Origin of the sequence: Aeromonas sp. HMWF015 (assembly GCF_963878965.1) — a bacterium.
Classification (GTDB): Bacteria; Pseudomonadota; Gammaproteobacteria; order Enterobacterales; family Aeromonadaceae; genus Aeromonas; species Aeromonas veronii.
The window spans coordinates 1838-17060 of sequence record NZ_CAWNZT010000432.1 but is presented as its reverse complement, the minus strand read 5'-3'; the positions used below and the strand labels follow the sequence as shown (position 1 = coordinate 17060).

General features: G+C 57.3%; 12 protein-coding genes. 7 read left to right on the top strand and 5 right to left on the bottom strand.

The features are described from left to right. Positions 1–120: 120 nt before the first annotated feature. From AACS18_RS22315 to ccoN, 5 genes are all read right to left on the bottom strand, one after another. Positions 121–621 carry a FixH family protein gene (locus AACS18_RS22315; RefSeq protein ID WP_108613358.1) on the bottom strand — a complete coding sequence of 167 codons (501 nt, stop codon included), beginning with the start codon at positions 619–621 and terminating at the stop codon, positions 121–123. A gap of 140 nt (positions 622–761) precedes the next feature. Then, on the bottom strand, positions 762–1745 hold the full coding sequence (gene ccoP / locus AACS18_RS22310; protein ID WP_005351929.1) for a cytochrome-c oxidase, cbb3-type subunit III: 984 nt from the start codon (positions 1743–1745) through the stop codon (positions 762–764). Next, complete coding sequence (locus AACS18_RS22305) at positions 1745–1924, bottom strand: CcoQ/FixQ family Cbb3-type cytochrome c oxidase assembly chaperone (RefSeq protein ID WP_005336620.1); 180 nt, start codon at positions 1922–1924, stop codon at positions 1745–1747. The genes ccoP and AACS18_RS22305 overlap by 1 nt, the downstream gene beginning before the upstream one ends. Before the next feature lie 10 nt (positions 1925–1934). Then, a complete protein-coding gene (ccoO, locus tag AACS18_RS22300) occupies positions 1935–2549 on the bottom strand; it encodes a cytochrome-c oxidase, cbb3-type subunit II (RefSeq protein WP_021230095.1) in 615 nt (204 codons plus the stop codon). 16 nt (positions 2550–2565) lie between these two features. Next, positions 2566–3990, bottom strand: a complete 1425-nt coding sequence (ccoN, locus tag AACS18_RS22295) for a cytochrome-c oxidase, cbb3-type subunit I (RefSeq protein WP_005336616.1) — start codon at positions 3988–3990, stop codon at positions 2566–2568. Between the two features lie 281 nt (positions 3991–4271). Here ccoN and AACS18_RS22290 point away from each other — a divergent pair, with 281 nt between their 5' ends. The 7 genes from AACS18_RS22290 to AACS18_RS22260 form a co-directional block, all read left to right on the top strand. Further along, positions 4272–4733 (top strand): hypothetical protein, encoded by a 462-nt coding sequence (locus AACS18_RS22290; RefSeq protein ID WP_108613367.1) that lies wholly within the window; start codon positions 4272–4274, stop codon positions 4731–4733. A gap of 93 nt (positions 4734–4826) precedes the next feature. Then, complete coding sequence (locus AACS18_RS22285; protein WP_042062348.1) at positions 4827–5285, top strand: GAF domain-containing protein; 459 nt, start codon at positions 4827–4829, stop codon at positions 5283–5285. A gap of 102 nt (positions 5286–5387) precedes the next feature. Further along, positions 5388–6026, top strand: a complete 639-nt coding sequence (proQ, locus tag AACS18_RS22280) for an RNA chaperone ProQ (protein ID WP_108613357.1) — start codon at positions 5388–5390, stop codon at positions 6024–6026. A gap of 8 nt (positions 6027–6034) precedes the next feature. Then, positions 6035–8050, top strand: a complete 2016-nt coding sequence (gene prc / locus AACS18_RS22275; protein ID WP_108613356.1) for a carboxy terminal-processing peptidase — start codon at positions 6035–6037, stop codon at positions 8048–8050. A gap of 143 nt (positions 8051–8193) precedes the next feature. Beyond that, positions 8194–10818: an aminopeptidase N gene (gene pepN, locus AACS18_RS22270; RefSeq protein ID WP_108613355.1), complete on the top strand. Its 2625-nt coding sequence runs from the start codon at positions 8194–8196 to the stop codon at positions 10816–10818. Positions 10819–10888: 70 nt separating this feature from the next. Then, the gene (locus AACS18_RS22265) at positions 10889–11110 is read left to right on the top strand and encodes a DUF2835 family protein (RefSeq protein WP_005351919.1); all 222 of its coding nucleotides are present in this window, start codon (positions 10889–10891) and stop codon (positions 11108–11110) included. 278 nt (positions 11111–11388) lie between these two features. Continuing rightward, positions 11389–15223 (top strand): NAD-glutamate dehydrogenase (locus AACS18_RS22260; protein ID WP_374956625.1); only part of this gene is annotated, 3835 nt, incomplete at its 3' end.

Here is a 15223-nt window from a genome sequence, read left to right as displayed (position 1 = left end):
GTACCGGCTCGCAACAGTGAAAGCAGGGGGTCATGCTTTATGCCCCCCTGAATGCAGAATGCAAGCAGCAGGGGCGGTGGCGAGAACCGGCCCGCCACAGTGAGAACAGCCGGTCATGGCTTAGCGTCCTTTCGGGTCGAGTTCGACAGGGGCTAGGGTGGGCAGCTGGACGGTCTCTTGCAATCGCCACTGGTGATCGAAAGCATCGACCCGAATGTGCCACTTGCCGACCAGCGGCTTGTCGAAATGGATGCGATAGGTGCCGCTCGCATCGGCGGTGATCATGTGTTCGCTGTCCTGACCGGCCAAGGTCGGGTGAAACAATGAAAGATAGAGAGCTTGCCCGGCAGGAATATCGCCGCTGATAGGTTTGAGAGTCAGCTCGTTGCCGTCAACCTCCAGCCCAAAGCGGATATTGAGGGCTTCGGAGCGGTCAAACTTGCTCAAGTCCTGATTGATCTCTTTCCCTTGTTTGTAATAGTCCTCGGCCACCAGATTGACCCCATCCTTGCTGGCGATGATGGCGGTGGCGATGCTACCGACAACGGCGGCAGTGGGGAGGGCGATGATAAACCAGGGCCAGAATTGGCGATACCACGGTTTGGATAGAGATTGGGTCATGATTGCTACTGCCATGAAACGAATGATTAACGTGGAAGATGGTTTTTACGCAACACAAGATAACAAAAAGCCTCGAGGAGTCGAGGCTTTTTGCTGTGTAATCACGTGTTTATCACATGTTACAACGTTACGGGCGAACCTTATTTGGCAGACTGTTGATGAGACAGGCTGTAAACGTAGGAGGCCAGCAGGTGAACCTTGTCCTCACCCAGAATATCTTTCCAGGCTGGCATCACGCCGTGACGACCGTGGGTGATGGTTTGTACCACCACTTCGCGGGAGCCACCATAGAGCCAGGTGTTGTTGGTCAGATCTGGCGCACCGACGGCAATACCGCCCTTGGCATCGGCCCCGTGGCAAGCTGCGCAGATGGCAAAGCGTGCTTCACCTTTCTTCGCTTCCACCAGGTCAACCTTGCGACCGGAGAGGCTCAGCACATAGGAGGCCACTTCCTGAACGCCATCTTTGCCGAGGATTTCACCCCAGGCAGCCATGATCCCCTGACGACCGCCCATGATGGTGGTCTTGATTTGATCAGGCTGGCCGCCCCATTGCCATTCGCTGTCGGTCAGGTTCGGGAAACCGCGACCACCGCGGGCGTCAGAGCCGTGGCACTGGGAGCAGTTCTGCAGGAACAGACGCTGACCCACTTTCAGGGCTTCCGGATCCTTGGCGATCTCGGTGATGGCACGATAGGTTTTGCCATCCGCTTCATAGGTGAGTTCACGGAACTTGGCGCCGTAGATCTCGTCAGCCTTGGCGACCTCACGGTCATACTCCACCGCGCGACCTTCAGCCTTGGCCGATTCGGTTGCAGCCTTGGACTCGGCCAGCGAGCGCACGTCCTGGTTGGAACTTTGCCAGCCCAGCAGCCCTTTGAAGTTGCCAAGCCCTGGGAAGGCGATTAGATAGACCAGACCGGTGACGATGAAGAAGAGGAACATGTAAGTCCACCACTTCGGCAGCGGGTTGTTGATCTCCTCGATGCCATCGAAGGAGTGACCCATCGATTTGCCTTCTTCAACACCCATCTTGTCCTTGCGGCACCACATCAGCAGCAAGAAGCAGCCGAGGATGGTTCCCAGACTGATGACAGTCACAAAAATGCTAAACAGAGTGCTCATTATTGTTTCGCTCCTGCGTTCTTTTTATCAGCACCGGGTTGCTCATCATCGGCAAAAACCAGATTGGCAGCCTCGTCGAAAGAGGTCTTGCGGCGTTTGCTGTAGGCCCAGACGATGATGCCAATCATGATGGCCATCAACAGCAGGGTATACAGACCGCGAAATGTGCCGTAGTCCATCTTCGCCTCCTTATTTCAGGGCATGACCCAGTGATTGCAGATAGGCCACCAGCGCATCCAGCTCGGTTTTGCCCTTCACGGCTTCGCCAGCACCCTGAATATCGGCGTCGGTATAGGGCACACCGAAGTGATCGCGGAACAGCGCCAGTTTTTTGCCGGTCATCTCGCCAGTCAGCACATTGGTATCAAGCCAGGGGTAGGCGGGCATGTTGGATTCCGGTACCACATCGCGCGGGTTGATCAGGTGAACCTTGTGCCACTCGTCGGAGTAACGGCCACCGACACGGGCCAGATCCGGACCTGTACGCTTGGAGCCCCACAGGAAGGGGTGCTCCCAGACGCTCTCACCTGCGACCGAGTAGTGACCGTAACGCTCGGTTTCGGCACGGAACGGACGGATCATCTGGCTGTGGCAGTTGGTGCAGCCTTCGCGAATGAAGATGTCGCGCCCTTCCATCTGCAGAGCGGTGTAGGGCTTGAGGCCCTCCACCGGCTCGGTGGTTTGCTTCTGGAAGAACAGCGGAGTGATTTCAACCAGGCCCCCCAGACTGATGGCGAAGATGATGCCGACCACCAGCATGGGAACGCTTTTTTCAAATATTTCGTGACGGTTATTGTTGCTCATGGGTTGACCTCTTCAATCATGCTGGCTGGGCGACAGGTTCCAGAGAACCTTTGGGCGCAGTGATGGTGCGATAGGCGTTGTAAGCCATCAGCAACATGCCGGTGACGAAGAAGCAGCCACCCAGGAAGCGCACGAAATAGAAGGGATAGGATGCCTGCAGCGCTTCAACGAAGCTGTAGGTCAGGGTGCCGTCTTCGTTGACTGCGCGCCACATCAGGCCCTGCATCACGCCGGAAATCCACATGGCAACGATGTAGAGCACGGTGCCCACGGTCGCCAGCCAGAAGTGAACGTTGATCAGCTTGACGCTGTACATCCGGCCCTGGCCGAACAGGTTCGGGATCAGGTGATAGACAGCACCGATGGAGACCATGGCAACCCAACCCAGCGCACCGGAGTGCACGTGACCGACGGTCCAGTCGGTGTAGTGGGAGAGGGCGTTGACGGTTTTGATCGCCATCATCGGGCCTTCAAAGGTCGACATGCCGTAGAAAGACAAAGAAACGATCAGGAAGCGCAGGATGGGGTCATAACGCAGTTTGTGCCAGGCACCGGAGAGGGTCATGATGCCGTTGATCATGCCACCCCAGGAGGGGACAAACAGGATCAGGGACATCACCATGCCCAGTGACTGAGCCCAGTCAGGCAGTGCGGTGTAGTGCAGGTGGTGCGGACCGGCCCAGATGTAGAGGGAGATCAGCGCCCAGAAGTGCACGATGGAGAGGCGATAGGAGTAAACCGGACGACCGGCCTGCTTGGGCACGAAGTAGTACATCATCCCCAGGAAGCCGGCGGTCAGCAGGAAGCCTACCGCGTTGTGGCCATACCACCACTGCACCATGGCGTCCATGGCGCCGGAGTACATGGAGTAGGACTTCATGCCGGAGAGCGGCACTTCCATGTTGTTGACAATGTGCAGCACCGCAACGGTGATGATGAAGGCGCCGAAGAACCAGTTCGCCACATAGATGTGGGAGGTGGTGCGCTTCATCAGGGTGCCGAAGAAGACGATGGCATAGGCGACCCATACCACAGTGATGGCGATATCAATCGGCCACTCCAGCTCGGCATACTCTTTGGCGGAGGTGTAACCCAGCGGCAGAGAGATGGCGGCAGAGAGGATGATCGCTTGCCAGCCCCAGAAGACGAAGGTTGCCAGCGGGCCACCAAACAGTCTGGTTTGACAGGTGCGCTGCACCACGTAGAACGAGGTGGCCATCAGTGCACTGACGCCGAAGGCGAAGATCACTGCGTTGGTATGGAGGGGCCGCAGACGACTGTAAGTCAGCCACGGGGTCTCGAAGTTGAGGGCAGGCCAGATCAACTGGGCTGCGATCAGTACGCCAACCGACATGCCGACAATTCCCCAGACAATCGTCATGACGGTAAACTGGCGAACAACGGTGTAGTTGTACTCAGGATGGTTAGTTGTATGGCTCATCGTTATATTCCGCTTCCGATGCTGCTGTTGTTTGGTTTTGTATCCGGAGAACCGGACTGGCTTCATCAGCCACCGCCGACCAGTTGTTAACATCTGTTAACGAAAGGAAAAGCAAAAGATGGCTAAATGAAAACTGCATGGGAATGATACTGAACTGACAGGTAAAATAACAGTATAAACAGTGATATATTTGGCTCCGTCCGGTCTCGGCATGGCAGTTTTTTACCTTGTTCGAGATCACAAAAAACTATTTTAATTGCATCTTAATCGGGCTGTTTTTGATGAAAGAGAGACTTACCGCACGTAAAGTTTTGCACCTCGTACTGGTATTGGCGCTGTTATTGGCGCTGATGGCCTATCGCACCTGGTTTTCGGCCGATAACAGCGTCTCTGCAGACCAGAAAAAAGATCAGATTTGTGATCTTTCCCACACCCCTTGCAGCGCGCTGATTGGTGACAAGTCGCTGACGGTTGCCATCAAGGAATTACCGCTGCGCGCCGAACATGACTTTGCCATCGCTATTAGCGGCGGCGCTCCGGCCATCAAACCGGTGAAAGCGACACTCGAAGGCAAAGATATGTTTATGGGCACCATTCCGGTGAGCTTTGAAGAAATAGACGGACAGTGGCAGGGGGTAACCCAGGTGGGGAGCTGTACATCACCCGTCATGATCTGGTTGTTAAATATCGAGTGGAGTAATGGTCAACGCCAGCAATTGGCGCTTTCCGTTGCCCGGGAATAACGGCGCAAGAGGTGGGGAGTGGAAAAAATATTTGAAATTTCCCGGCCAGGCGTTACCTTCCCCAAACCATCAGGGAGTGAAGTTCATTTAATCATGATTGAAAAACAACCGTTTTATCGCACCCTCAACCAGCAGGCCAAGGCGCTGCTGGAGGGGGAAACCGATCTGATTGCCAATCTGGCCAACCTCTCCGCACTGCTTAATCAGGAGCTGACGGAGATCAACTGGGTCGGTTTTTATCTGTTGCAGGGCGAGACCCTGGTATTGGGGCCATTTCAGGGCAAACCGGCCTGCGTGCGGATCCCGGTCGGCCGCGGGGTGTGTGGTACGGCAGTGGCAGAGGGGAGAACCCAGCTCATTGACGATGTCCACCAGTTCGATGGTCACATCGCTTGTGATGGCGCGAGCAACTCGGAAATCGTGATCCCGGTGCGCCGTGGTGGCGAGATCATCGGGGTACTCGATATCGACAGTCCGATTTTTAACCGTTTCGACCAGGAAGACCGGATTGGCCTCGAAGAAACGGTGCAAATTTTGGAAAGCATGCTCTAAGTCATTGCTAGATGGTTCGCAAAAGGCCCCAAGCTCTCTATAATGGGGCCTTTGTTGTGCTCGGGACGTGCCCGTGCGTTTATATGAAAGCCAAGGTTATACATGGAAAACACTGAGAAGCTGAAGAACAGTAAAGAGATCGTTGCCTACCTGGTCGAGAAATTCCCGGCCTGCTTCGTTGCTGAAGGAGAGGCCAAGCCGCTCAAGATTGGCATCTTCCAGGATTTGGCCGAGCGTCTTGCTGACGATGCCAGAGTCTCCAAGACCATGCTGCGTTCCGCACTGCGTCAATACACCTCCAGCTGGCGCTACCTGCACGGTCTCAAAGCTGGCCAGGCTCGCGTTGATCTGGATGGCAACCCGGGCGAACTGCTGACCGAAGAGCACATCGAGCACGCCAAGCAAGCTCTCAAAGAGAGCAAAGAGCGCGTATTCGCCAGCCGTCGTACCAATACCAAAGAGAAGGATGAGAAGGCCAAGAAGCCCCGTCGTCCTGCTGTGCGCAAAACCGAGAAAGCTGATGTAGCTGCCAAGCCGAAAGCTGCCGCCAAGACACCGGTCGCTGACGCTCCGCTGGTTAAAGTGGATGCCGCTACGCTGAAAGTGGGCCAGGATGTGCGCGTCGTTATGGGTAAATTCCCGGTTCCGGCAACCATCAAGGAAGTAACCAAGGACGATGTACAGGTCCAACTGCAGACCGGCATGATGGTGCGGGTCAAATCAGAGCACTTGGTTCTCTAAGGAGACAAATGTTGAAGCATGGCGTAATTCGTTTTTCCCTCGTTGCCTGTAGCCTGGCGCTTGCCGGGCTTGCACAGGCCATCGAGCCGGTGCTCAAGGAGAGTGATTTGCCTGTGTTGGCTCAAGAGAGCCAACATGCTACGGCCAGCAAGCGAATTACCAATCTGTTTACCCGCTCGCACTACAAACAGTTCAAGCTGGACGATGCCTTTTCCTCCGTGATTTTCGATAAATATCTGGAGAATCTGGACTACAGCCGCAACCTGTTTTTGGCCTCTGATATCAGCCGTTTTGAAAAGTACCGTAACGGTTTTGACACCGACCTCGAAAGAGGCCGTCTGGCCCCCGCCTACGAGATGTTCAACCTGAGTCAGCAGCGGCGTTATGAGCGGTTCGAATACGCCCTCAAACTGCTTGATACTCCTTTCGATTTTACCCAGACCGACAACTATGTGTTTGATCGGGAAGGGGCGGCTTGGCCCAAAGATGAAGCAGAGCTCAACGAGCTGTGGCGTCAGCGGGTCAAGTTCGATGCCCTGAGCCTCAAGCTCAGCGGCAAGGAGTGGCCCGAGATCAAGGAGCTGCTTGGCAAGCGTTACAACAACGCCATCAAGCGGATGTCCCAGACCGAGAGCGAGGATGTCTTCCAGCTCTTCATGAACTCCTTCGCTCGTGCCATCGAACCGCACACCAGTTACCTCTCACCACGCAGTGCCGATCGTTTCAACACCGAGATGAACCTCTCGCTGGAGGGGATTGGTGCCGTGTTGCAGGCGGAAGATGACTTTACCGTCATCCGTTCGCTGGTGCCCGGTGGCCCGGCTGCCAAATCCAACCACCTCAAACCCGATGACAAGATCACCGGAGTAGGGCAGGAAGATGGCAAGATTGTCGATGTGATCGGCTGGCGTCTTGATGACGTGGTCGAGCTCATCAAGGGCCCCAAGGGGAGCAAGGTCAAGCTGGAGATCCAGCGCGGCAAGGGTGCTAGCGCCAAGACCGAGCAGATCGAGCTGACCCGCGATAAGGTTCGCCTTGAAGACAGGGCCGCCAAGTCCAAGGTGATCAACGCCGAAGGCAAGAAGATTGGCGTCATCGAGATCCCGAGTTTCTACGTCAATCTGCACGACGACGTGATCAAGGAGCTCTCCAGCCTGAACAAGAAGAAGATCGATGGTCTGATCATCGATCTGCGCGGTAACGGCGGTGGTGCCTTGACCGAAGCGTCTGCCCTGAGCGGTCTCTTCTTCGGCAGTGGTCCCGTGGTGCAAATTCGTGATCACATGGGCCGTATCACGGTCAATGGCGATGACGATGGCAACGTCTACTACGGTGGCCCCATGTCGGTGATGATCGACCGCTACAGTGCCTCGGCCTCCGAGATCTTCGCCGCCGCCATGCAGGATTATGGCCGCGCCCTGATCCTGGGGGAAAACTCGTTTGGCAAGGGGACGGTGCAGCAGCATCGCAGCCTCGCCAAGGTCTATGACTTCTACGAGCAGCCGCTGGGTCACGTGCAGTACACCATCGCCAAGTTCTACCGGATCGACGGTGGCAGCACCCAGAACAAGGGCGTTGCGCCGGATATCAGCTTCCCGACACCGGTTGCGCCGGAAGAGACGGGCGAGAGCCGTGAGTTCAATGCGTTGCCGTGGGACAAGATTGCCTCCGCCAACTACGAGAAACTCGGCAATTTCGCCAGTCAGCTACCCAAGTTGCAGTCGGCGCACGATGCCCGGATCGCCAAGGACCCCGAGTTTGCCTATGTGATGCAGGACATCGCCGACTACAAGGAGGAGAAAGACAAGAAGTCTGTCTCCCTCAACGAGGCGGAGCGTGTTGCAGAGCAGGCGAAACAGGATGAGAAAGCGCTCAAACGTACCAACGAGCGTCTGGCACGTCTTGGCAAGCCGGCGGTGAAGAGTCTGGATGAACTGCCCGCTGATTTTGAAGCGCCTGATGAGTATCTCATCGAAGCGGCCAATATCACTGCGGATCTGGCCAAGGTCAGCAAACGCAGCTGACAAGGCACCTCCAATGCACAAGGGCGACTGCGGTCGCCCTTTCTTTTTGTCTGTCGTATCTGACGTAATGCAAATTGTTTGACCCCGCCAGTTGGTTGTGACAGCCTCTTTCTCGCCTTTAACAAGCGTGGAAGCAGACAATAATGACCGATCACTCCCAGGCCATGACGGCCAAATATCGCCAGGATTATCAGGCGCCGCTCTACTGGATCGACACCATCGACCTCGATTTCCAACTGCAGGAGCCGCTGACCCAGGTCACCGCCATCACCCGCATTCGTCGCAACGGTGAGCACAATGCGCCGCTCGTCCTCGATGGTGAACAGCTGACCCTCAAGAGCGTTGCCATTGATGGCATTCCCTGTGACCACTACGAGCAAGGCGAGAGCAGTCTGACCCTGTTCAACCTGCCGGCCGAATGTGTGCTGACCATTGTCACCCTGCTGGATCCGGCCGCCAACACCGCGCTGGAAGGGCTTTACAAGTCAGGCGATGCCTACTGCACCCAGTGTGAAGCCGAAGGGTTTCGCCGCATCACCTATTATCTGGACCGCCCCGACATTCTGGCGCGTTACAGCACCCGCATTACCGCCGACAAAGCCCAGTTCCCCTTCTTGCTCTCCAACGGCAACAAGGTCGATAGCGGTGATCTGGATGGCGGCCGTCACTTCGTGCAGTGGCAGGATCCTTTCCCCAAACCGAGCTACCTGTTTGCGCTGGTTGCCGGTGATTTCGATGTGGAGCGCAGCCACTACACCACCAAGAGCGGCCGCAAGGTCGCCCTCGAGATCTTCGTCGACAAGGGCAACCTGGATCGCGCCGGTTTTGCCATGGAGAGCCTCATCAACTCCATGCGTTGGGACGAGCAGCGTTTCGGCCTTGAGTATGATCTCGACATCTACATGATCGTCGCGGTGGACTTCTTCAACATGGGCGCCATGGAGAACAAGGGGCTCAACATCTTCAACTCCAAGTTCGTGCTGGCCAATCCGGCTACCGCTACCGATGGCGACTACCACGGTATCGAACGGGTGATCGGTCACGAATATTTCCACAACTGGACCGGCAACCGCGTCACCTGTCGTGACTGGTTCCAGCTCAGTCTGAAAGAGGGGCTGACAGTGTTCCGGGATCAGGAGTTCTCCTCCGATCTGGGCTCCCGTGGCGTCAACCGCATCAACAACGTGCGTACCGTCCGCGGCCCGCAGTTTGCGGAAGATGCCGGCCCCATGGCACACCCGATCCGCCCGGATGTGGTGATCGAGATGAACAACTTCTACACCCTCACCGTCTACGAGAAGGGGTCGGAAGTGATCCGCATGATGCACACCCTGCTGGGGGAAGATGCCTTCCAGGCTGGTATGCGTCTCTACTTCGAGCGTCACGACGGCTCGGCCGCTACTTGCGATGATTTCGTGCAGGCGATGGAGGATGCGTCCGGTGTCGATCTCGGTCGTTTCCGCCGCTGGTACAGCCAGTCCGGCACCCCCGAGCTGACCGTGACCGACGAGTATGATGCCGCCAGCGGTATCTATCGCCTCCATGTCAGCCAGCACACCCCGCCGACCCAGGATCAACCGCAAAAGCTGCCGCTGCATATCCCCCTCGATATCGAGCTATATGACGAGCAGGGTGCCGTCATTGTGCTGCAGTATCAGGGCAAGGCCATCGGTAACGTGCTCGATGTGCTGGAAGCGGAGCAGACCTTCGAATTCGATCAAGTGCCGGTCAAACCGGTTCCCTCCCTGCTGCGGGACTTCTCTGCGCCGGTCAAGCTGCACTATGACTACAGCGACGAAGCGCTCGCCTTTCTGATGCGCTTTGCCCGCAACGAGTTTGCCCGCTGGGATGCGGCCCAGATGCTGATCAACAAGGCGGTCATCGACGGGGTGGCGCGGGTCCAGCACGGGCAGGGGGTTGAGCTCTCCCAAACCCTGCTAGCCGCATTCGTCGCCATTCTGGACGACAGTGAACTGGATTTGGCCCTCAAGGCGGAGATCCTGGCGCTGCCCGGTGAGGCGACCCTGGCCGAGCTGTTCGAGGTGGCCGATATCGATGCCATCCATCAGGTACGCGACGCGATCCACACCCGTCTTGCCGAGGCCTTTGGCGCGCGTTTGGCGGCAACCTATCAGAGCCTGCGTCTGAACGGTTATCAGGTGGTGCATGCCGATATGGCCAAGCGAGCTCTCAAAGGGGTAGTGCTCGGCTATCTGGCGTCGCTGGATGCGGAGCATGCCGATGCGCTGGTGCGCGAGCAGTATGCCACTGCCGACAACATGACCGACACCCTGGCGGCGCTGCAGGTGGCCAACGGCTATCTGTTGCCATGTCGCGCTGCGCTGCTGGCCGATTTTGAAGGCAAGTGGGCCAAGGATGGACTGGTGCTGGACAACTGGCTGCGGCTGATTGGCAGCAAACCGGCTGCCGATGTGCTTAGCGAAGTGAAACAGGCGATGAATCACCCCACTTTCAGCATTCGCAATCCGAACCGGCTGCGGGCGCTGATCGGTAGCTTCGCCATGAGCAATCAGGTGCAGTTCCATGCGGTGGATGGCAGCGGTTACCGTTTCCTGACCGATCTGCTGATCGAGCTCAACGAGGTCAATCCGCAGGTGGCCTCCCGCCTCATCACTCCGCTTATCCAGTTCAAGCGACTGGATGAGGCGCGCAAGGCGCTGATCCGCGCCGAGCTGACCCGTCTTGCCAACCTTGAGGGGCTGGCACGGGATCTGTTCGAGAAGGTAAGCAAGGCGCTGCAGCAGTAAGTGTCGATGGGGCAGGGGCGTTAACGCTCCTGCCTCCATTGTGTGATTTGTTGTGTGATCAGGAGCAAGCGTGAAGCAGTTTACTTTTCGGCTCTCATTGAATAGCGATGAGGTGATGCTGATGTATCAAGGCCATGCCAGACGGCTGGTGGTGCGCAGCGAACAGGGATTGACCCTGGAGCTTGGCATAGAAAAAATACGGCCCTTTGTCGCCATCAATGGTGTGCATGGCTATTTTCGGCTGAAAACCCAGGACGATTACCGCTTTATCAGTCTCGAACGCATAAATTAACAAAAATCGAACAGATTACCGACTGTTTATCTGCTTTTCGTCACTATCTATCCGGTAAACTGGCACAAAGGTAGTGGGAATTTCTGTATTTTTGGTTATTTGCAAAATTTCTCACAGTTTAAGCCGTGATCTGCACCTTGTTTTTAACATCTCGTTAGCACCTTTCCTCGCCTTCCCTTATCCAAGCCATTACACTTCGCAACAACTCTGCACCAGCGGGTAACCAGGGTGGTTGCCTCTGCGTCGGTGGTTAATGTCGTCCGATAAGGAATATAAAAATGGCATTGAAAGACGCCCCTACCTCAGTTCTGCTCGAAAACGTTCTCAGCCTGATCCATCAGAAGTTGCCCAAAAACAGTGCCTCTCTGGTCGAGCGCTTCGTTGCCAAGTTCTACGGCAACATGGCGAGCTCCGATCTGCACGATCGCAATGACAGCGATCTCTACGGCGCGGCCCTGAGCCTGTGGAATGCCCTCAATCAGCGTACCGGCACCGACCCCTATATCCGGGTCTACAACCCCGAGCTGACCCGTCACGGCTGGCAGTCCCCCCATACGATTGTCGAGGTGATCCTGCAGGACTCCCCCTTCCTGGTGGACTCCATCCGGATGGCGCTCAAGCGACTCAATATCACCGCCCACATGATGCTGCACCAACCGCTGCACCTCATTCGTGGCGCGGATGGCAAGATTGACGCCATTCTGGAGCTCGACAACACCGACGGGCAGACCTCGGTTGAAACGGCCTTCCTTATCGAGATCGATCACCTCACCAGCGAGGAGCAGATGGCCGCGCTGGCTGCCGAGCTCAACTCGGTGGCTGGTGAAGTGGCGCTGGCAGTCGGCGACTGGCAGCCGATGCTGGCCAAGCTCAATGAGATCATTGACGAACTGCCCAAGCGCAAGCACCCGGTCAGCAAGGAGGAGGTGGCCTCCTGCGTTGCCTTCCTCAAATGGGTGGCAGCCCACAACTTTACCCTGATGGGCTATCGCCGCTACGACGTCAAGGCGGTGGAGGGGGATCACGAGATCCTGCCGCAGGCCAGCTCCAGCCTTGGGCTGATGAAAAACTCCATCAAGGAGGTGGGTCAGCGCCTTGGCAACATGCCAGCCAGCGCCCGTCACGCCGCCCTGAGCTCTGACTTGCTGATCCTCACCAAATCCAACAGCAAGTCCCGGGTACACCGTCCTGCTTATGTGGATTACATCGGCATCAAGCGCTTCGACGAGCATGGCAAGGTGATCGGGGAAGATCGCTTCATCGGCCTCTACGCCTCTTCCATCTACAACACCAGCGCGACCCAGATCCCGCTCATCAGTCATCGCCTCGAGCGCATCATGGCCGCCTCCGGCTTTGAAACGGGCTCCCACGCCTACAAGGCGCTACTGAACGTATTGGAAACCTATCCGCGTGACGAGCTGATCCAGGCCCGCGAAGAGGAGCTGCTGGCCACCGGTCTTGGCGTGCTGGAGATGCAGGAGCGGGATATGCTGCGGCTGTTCGTGCGCCGCGATGTGTACGGCCGTTTCTTCTCCTGCATGGTCTATGTCACCAAGGAGCGTTACAACACCGCGCTGCGGATCAAGACCCAGCAAATTTTGCAGAAGTATTTTGGCAGCAATGAAGAGGTGGAGTTCAACGTCTACTTCACCGAAGGCGTGCTGGCGCGGACCCACTACATAGTGCGGGTCAACAACAACAACGTGGATGTGGATGTGAACGAAGTACAGAACAACCTGATTGAAGCTGCCCGCAGCTGGGACGATCGACTCGACTCCGTGCTGCTTTCCCATTATGGCGAGGCCCGTGGTAATGAGCTGCGCCGCCGTTTCAGTACTGCATTCCCTCGCGCTTACAAGGAAGATGTGCTGCCTGGCTCGGCCGTGGCCGACATCATGGCGCTCGATAACCTGAGCGCAGCCGAGCCGCTGGGCATGCTGTTCTACCGCGCGCAGGAGGAGGAGAACGACCGTCGGGTACGGCTTAAGCTGTTCCACCGCACCGAACCCATCCACCTCTCCGATGTGTTGCCGATGCTGGAGAATATGGGGCTGCGGGTGATCGGCGAAACCCCGTATCAGGTTCGCACTCCGGGGGGCGATCTGTTCTGGATCCTCGACTTCTCAATGTTGCTGCACGGCGAGCAGCCCTTTGATCTGGCCCAGAGTCAGCAGCGCTTCCAGCAGGCGTTTGCCGCCATCTGGAACAAGCAGTTGGAAGATGATGGCTTCAACCGGCTGGTGCTGGGGGCGGGTCTCACCGGCCGTCAGGTGTCGGTGCTGCGCGCCTATGCCAAATACATGCGTCAGACCGGCGTCTCCTTCAGCCAGTCCTATATCGAAGAGACCCTGACCCGCTACCCGGATATCGCCCAGCTGCTGTTCACCCTGTTCGAACAGCGCCTGGATCCTGCTGGCAAGCAGGACGCCAAGGTACAGGCCAAGCTGCACGAGGAGCTTGCCGCCAAGCTGGATCAGGTCGCCAACCTGGACGACGATCGCATCATCCGCCGCTATGTGGAGATGATCGACGCCACCCTGCGCACCAACTACTACCAGCTGGACAAGGCGGGCAACATCAAGCCCTACATCTCCTTCAAGCTGGCGCCGTCCAGCATTACCGACATGCCGCTGCCGCTGCCGAAATTCGAGATCTTCGTCTATTCGCCACGGGTGGAAGGGGTGCATCTGCGCTGGGGCAAGGTTGCCCGTGGCGGCCTGCGCTGGTCCGATCGTAAAGAAGATTTCCGTACTGAAGTGCTGGGTCTGGTGAAAGCCCAACAGGTGAAGAACACCGTCATCGTGCCGGTGGGAGCCAAGGGCGGTTTCTACTGCAAGCAGATGCCGGTGGGGGCAACTCGCGCCGTCATCCAGGAGGAGGGCAAGGCCTGTTATCGCCTGTTTATTCGCGGTCTGCTCGATGTGACCGACAACATCATCGGCGGCGAGGTTATCCCGCCGACATCCGTGGTGCGTCACGACGAGGATGACTACTACCTGGTGGTTGCTGCCGACAAGGGGACTGCCACCTTCTCGGATATTGCCAACGAGATCAGCCTCGAATACGGCCACTGGCTTGGCGACGCGTTCGCTTCCGGCGGCTCGGTCGGTTACGACCACAAGAAGATGGGCATCACCGCCCGCGGTGCCTGGGAGTCGGTCAAGCGTCACTTCCGCGAGATCGGCGTCAACTGCCAGACCACCGATTTTACCTGTGTGGGGATCGGCGATATGGCGGGGGACGTGTTCGGCAACGGCATGCTGCTCTCTGAGCACACCCGGCTGGTGGGCGCGTTCAACCACATGCATATCTTCGTTGACCCCACTCCGGATGCGGCCAAGAGTTTTGTCGAGCGCCAGCGCCTGTTCGATCTGCCGGGCTCCAGCTGGGATGACTACAACCGTGAGCTGATATCACAAGGGGGCGGCATCTTCTTGCGTTCCGCCAAGTCCATCAAGCTGAGCCCCGAGATGCAGACCCTGCTCGGCACCGACAAGGCCAGCATGGCGCCGAACGAGCTGATCAAGGCGCTGCTCTGCCTCAATGTCGATCTGCTGTGGAACGGCGGCATCGGCACCTACGTGAAGAGCGCTCGCGAGAGCGATGGGGAAGTGGGCGATCGCAGCAATGACGCATTGCGGGTCAATGGTCGCGATTTGCGGGCCCGTATCGTGGGCGAGGGGGGCAACCTCGGCTTTACCCAGCTCGGTCGGGTGGAGTACGCCAGTCAGGGCGGTCGCATCAATACCGATTTTACCGACAACGTGGGCGGGGTGGATTGCTCCGACAACGAGGTGAACATCAAGATCCTGCTGAACCAATTGGTGGTGGCAGGAGATCTGACCCTCAAGCAGCGTAACCAGATGCTGTATGAGATGACCGACGACGTGGCGCAGATCGTGATCACCAACGCCTATCGCCAGTCCCAGTCTATCTCGGTCACCAGCTTCCGCGGCTCTGAACAACTGAAAGAGCAGCAGCGCTTTATTCAGGGGCTGGAGCGGGAAGGCAAATTGGACCGTGCGCTGGAGTTCCTCCCCTCTGATGAGGAGCTTTCAGAGCGGATGGCGGCAGGGCAGGGACTGACCCGCCCCGAACTGGCAGTGCTGGTGG

Coding starts and splice junctions, on each gene's coding strand:
- AACS18_RS22315 (WP_108613358.1), bottom strand. CDS start 621: ATGACCCAATCTCTATCCAAACCGTGGTATCGCCAATTCTGGCCCTGG.
- ccoP (WP_005351929.1), bottom strand. CDS start 1,745: ATGAGCACTCTGTTTAGCATTTTTGTGACTGTCATCAGTCTGGGAACC.
- AACS18_RS22305 (WP_005336620.1), bottom strand. CDS start 1,924: ATGGACTACGGCACATTTCGCGGTCTGTATACCCTGCTGTTGATGGCC.
- ccoO (WP_021230095.1), bottom strand. CDS start 2,549: ATGAGCAACAATAACCGTCACGAAATATTTGAAAAAAGCGTTCCCATG.
- ccoN (WP_005336616.1), bottom strand. CDS start 3,990: ATGAGCCATACAACTAACCATCCTGAGTACAACTACACCGTTGTTCGC.
- AACS18_RS22290 (WP_108613367.1), top strand. CDS start 4,272: ATGAAAGAGAGACTTACCGCACGTAAAGTTTTGCACCTCGTACTGGTA.
- AACS18_RS22285 (WP_042062348.1), top strand. CDS start 4,827: ATGATTGAAAAACAACCGTTTTATCGCACCCTCAACCAGCAGGCCAAG.
- proQ (WP_108613357.1), top strand. CDS start 5,388: ATGGAAAACACTGAGAAGCTGAAGAACAGTAAAGAGATCGTTGCCTAC.
- prc (WP_108613356.1), top strand. CDS start 6,035: ATGTTGAAGCATGGCGTAATTCGTTTTTCCCTCGTTGCCTGTAGCCTG.
- pepN (WP_108613355.1), top strand. CDS start 8,194: ATGACCGATCACTCCCAGGCCATGACGGCCAAATATCGCCAGGATTAT.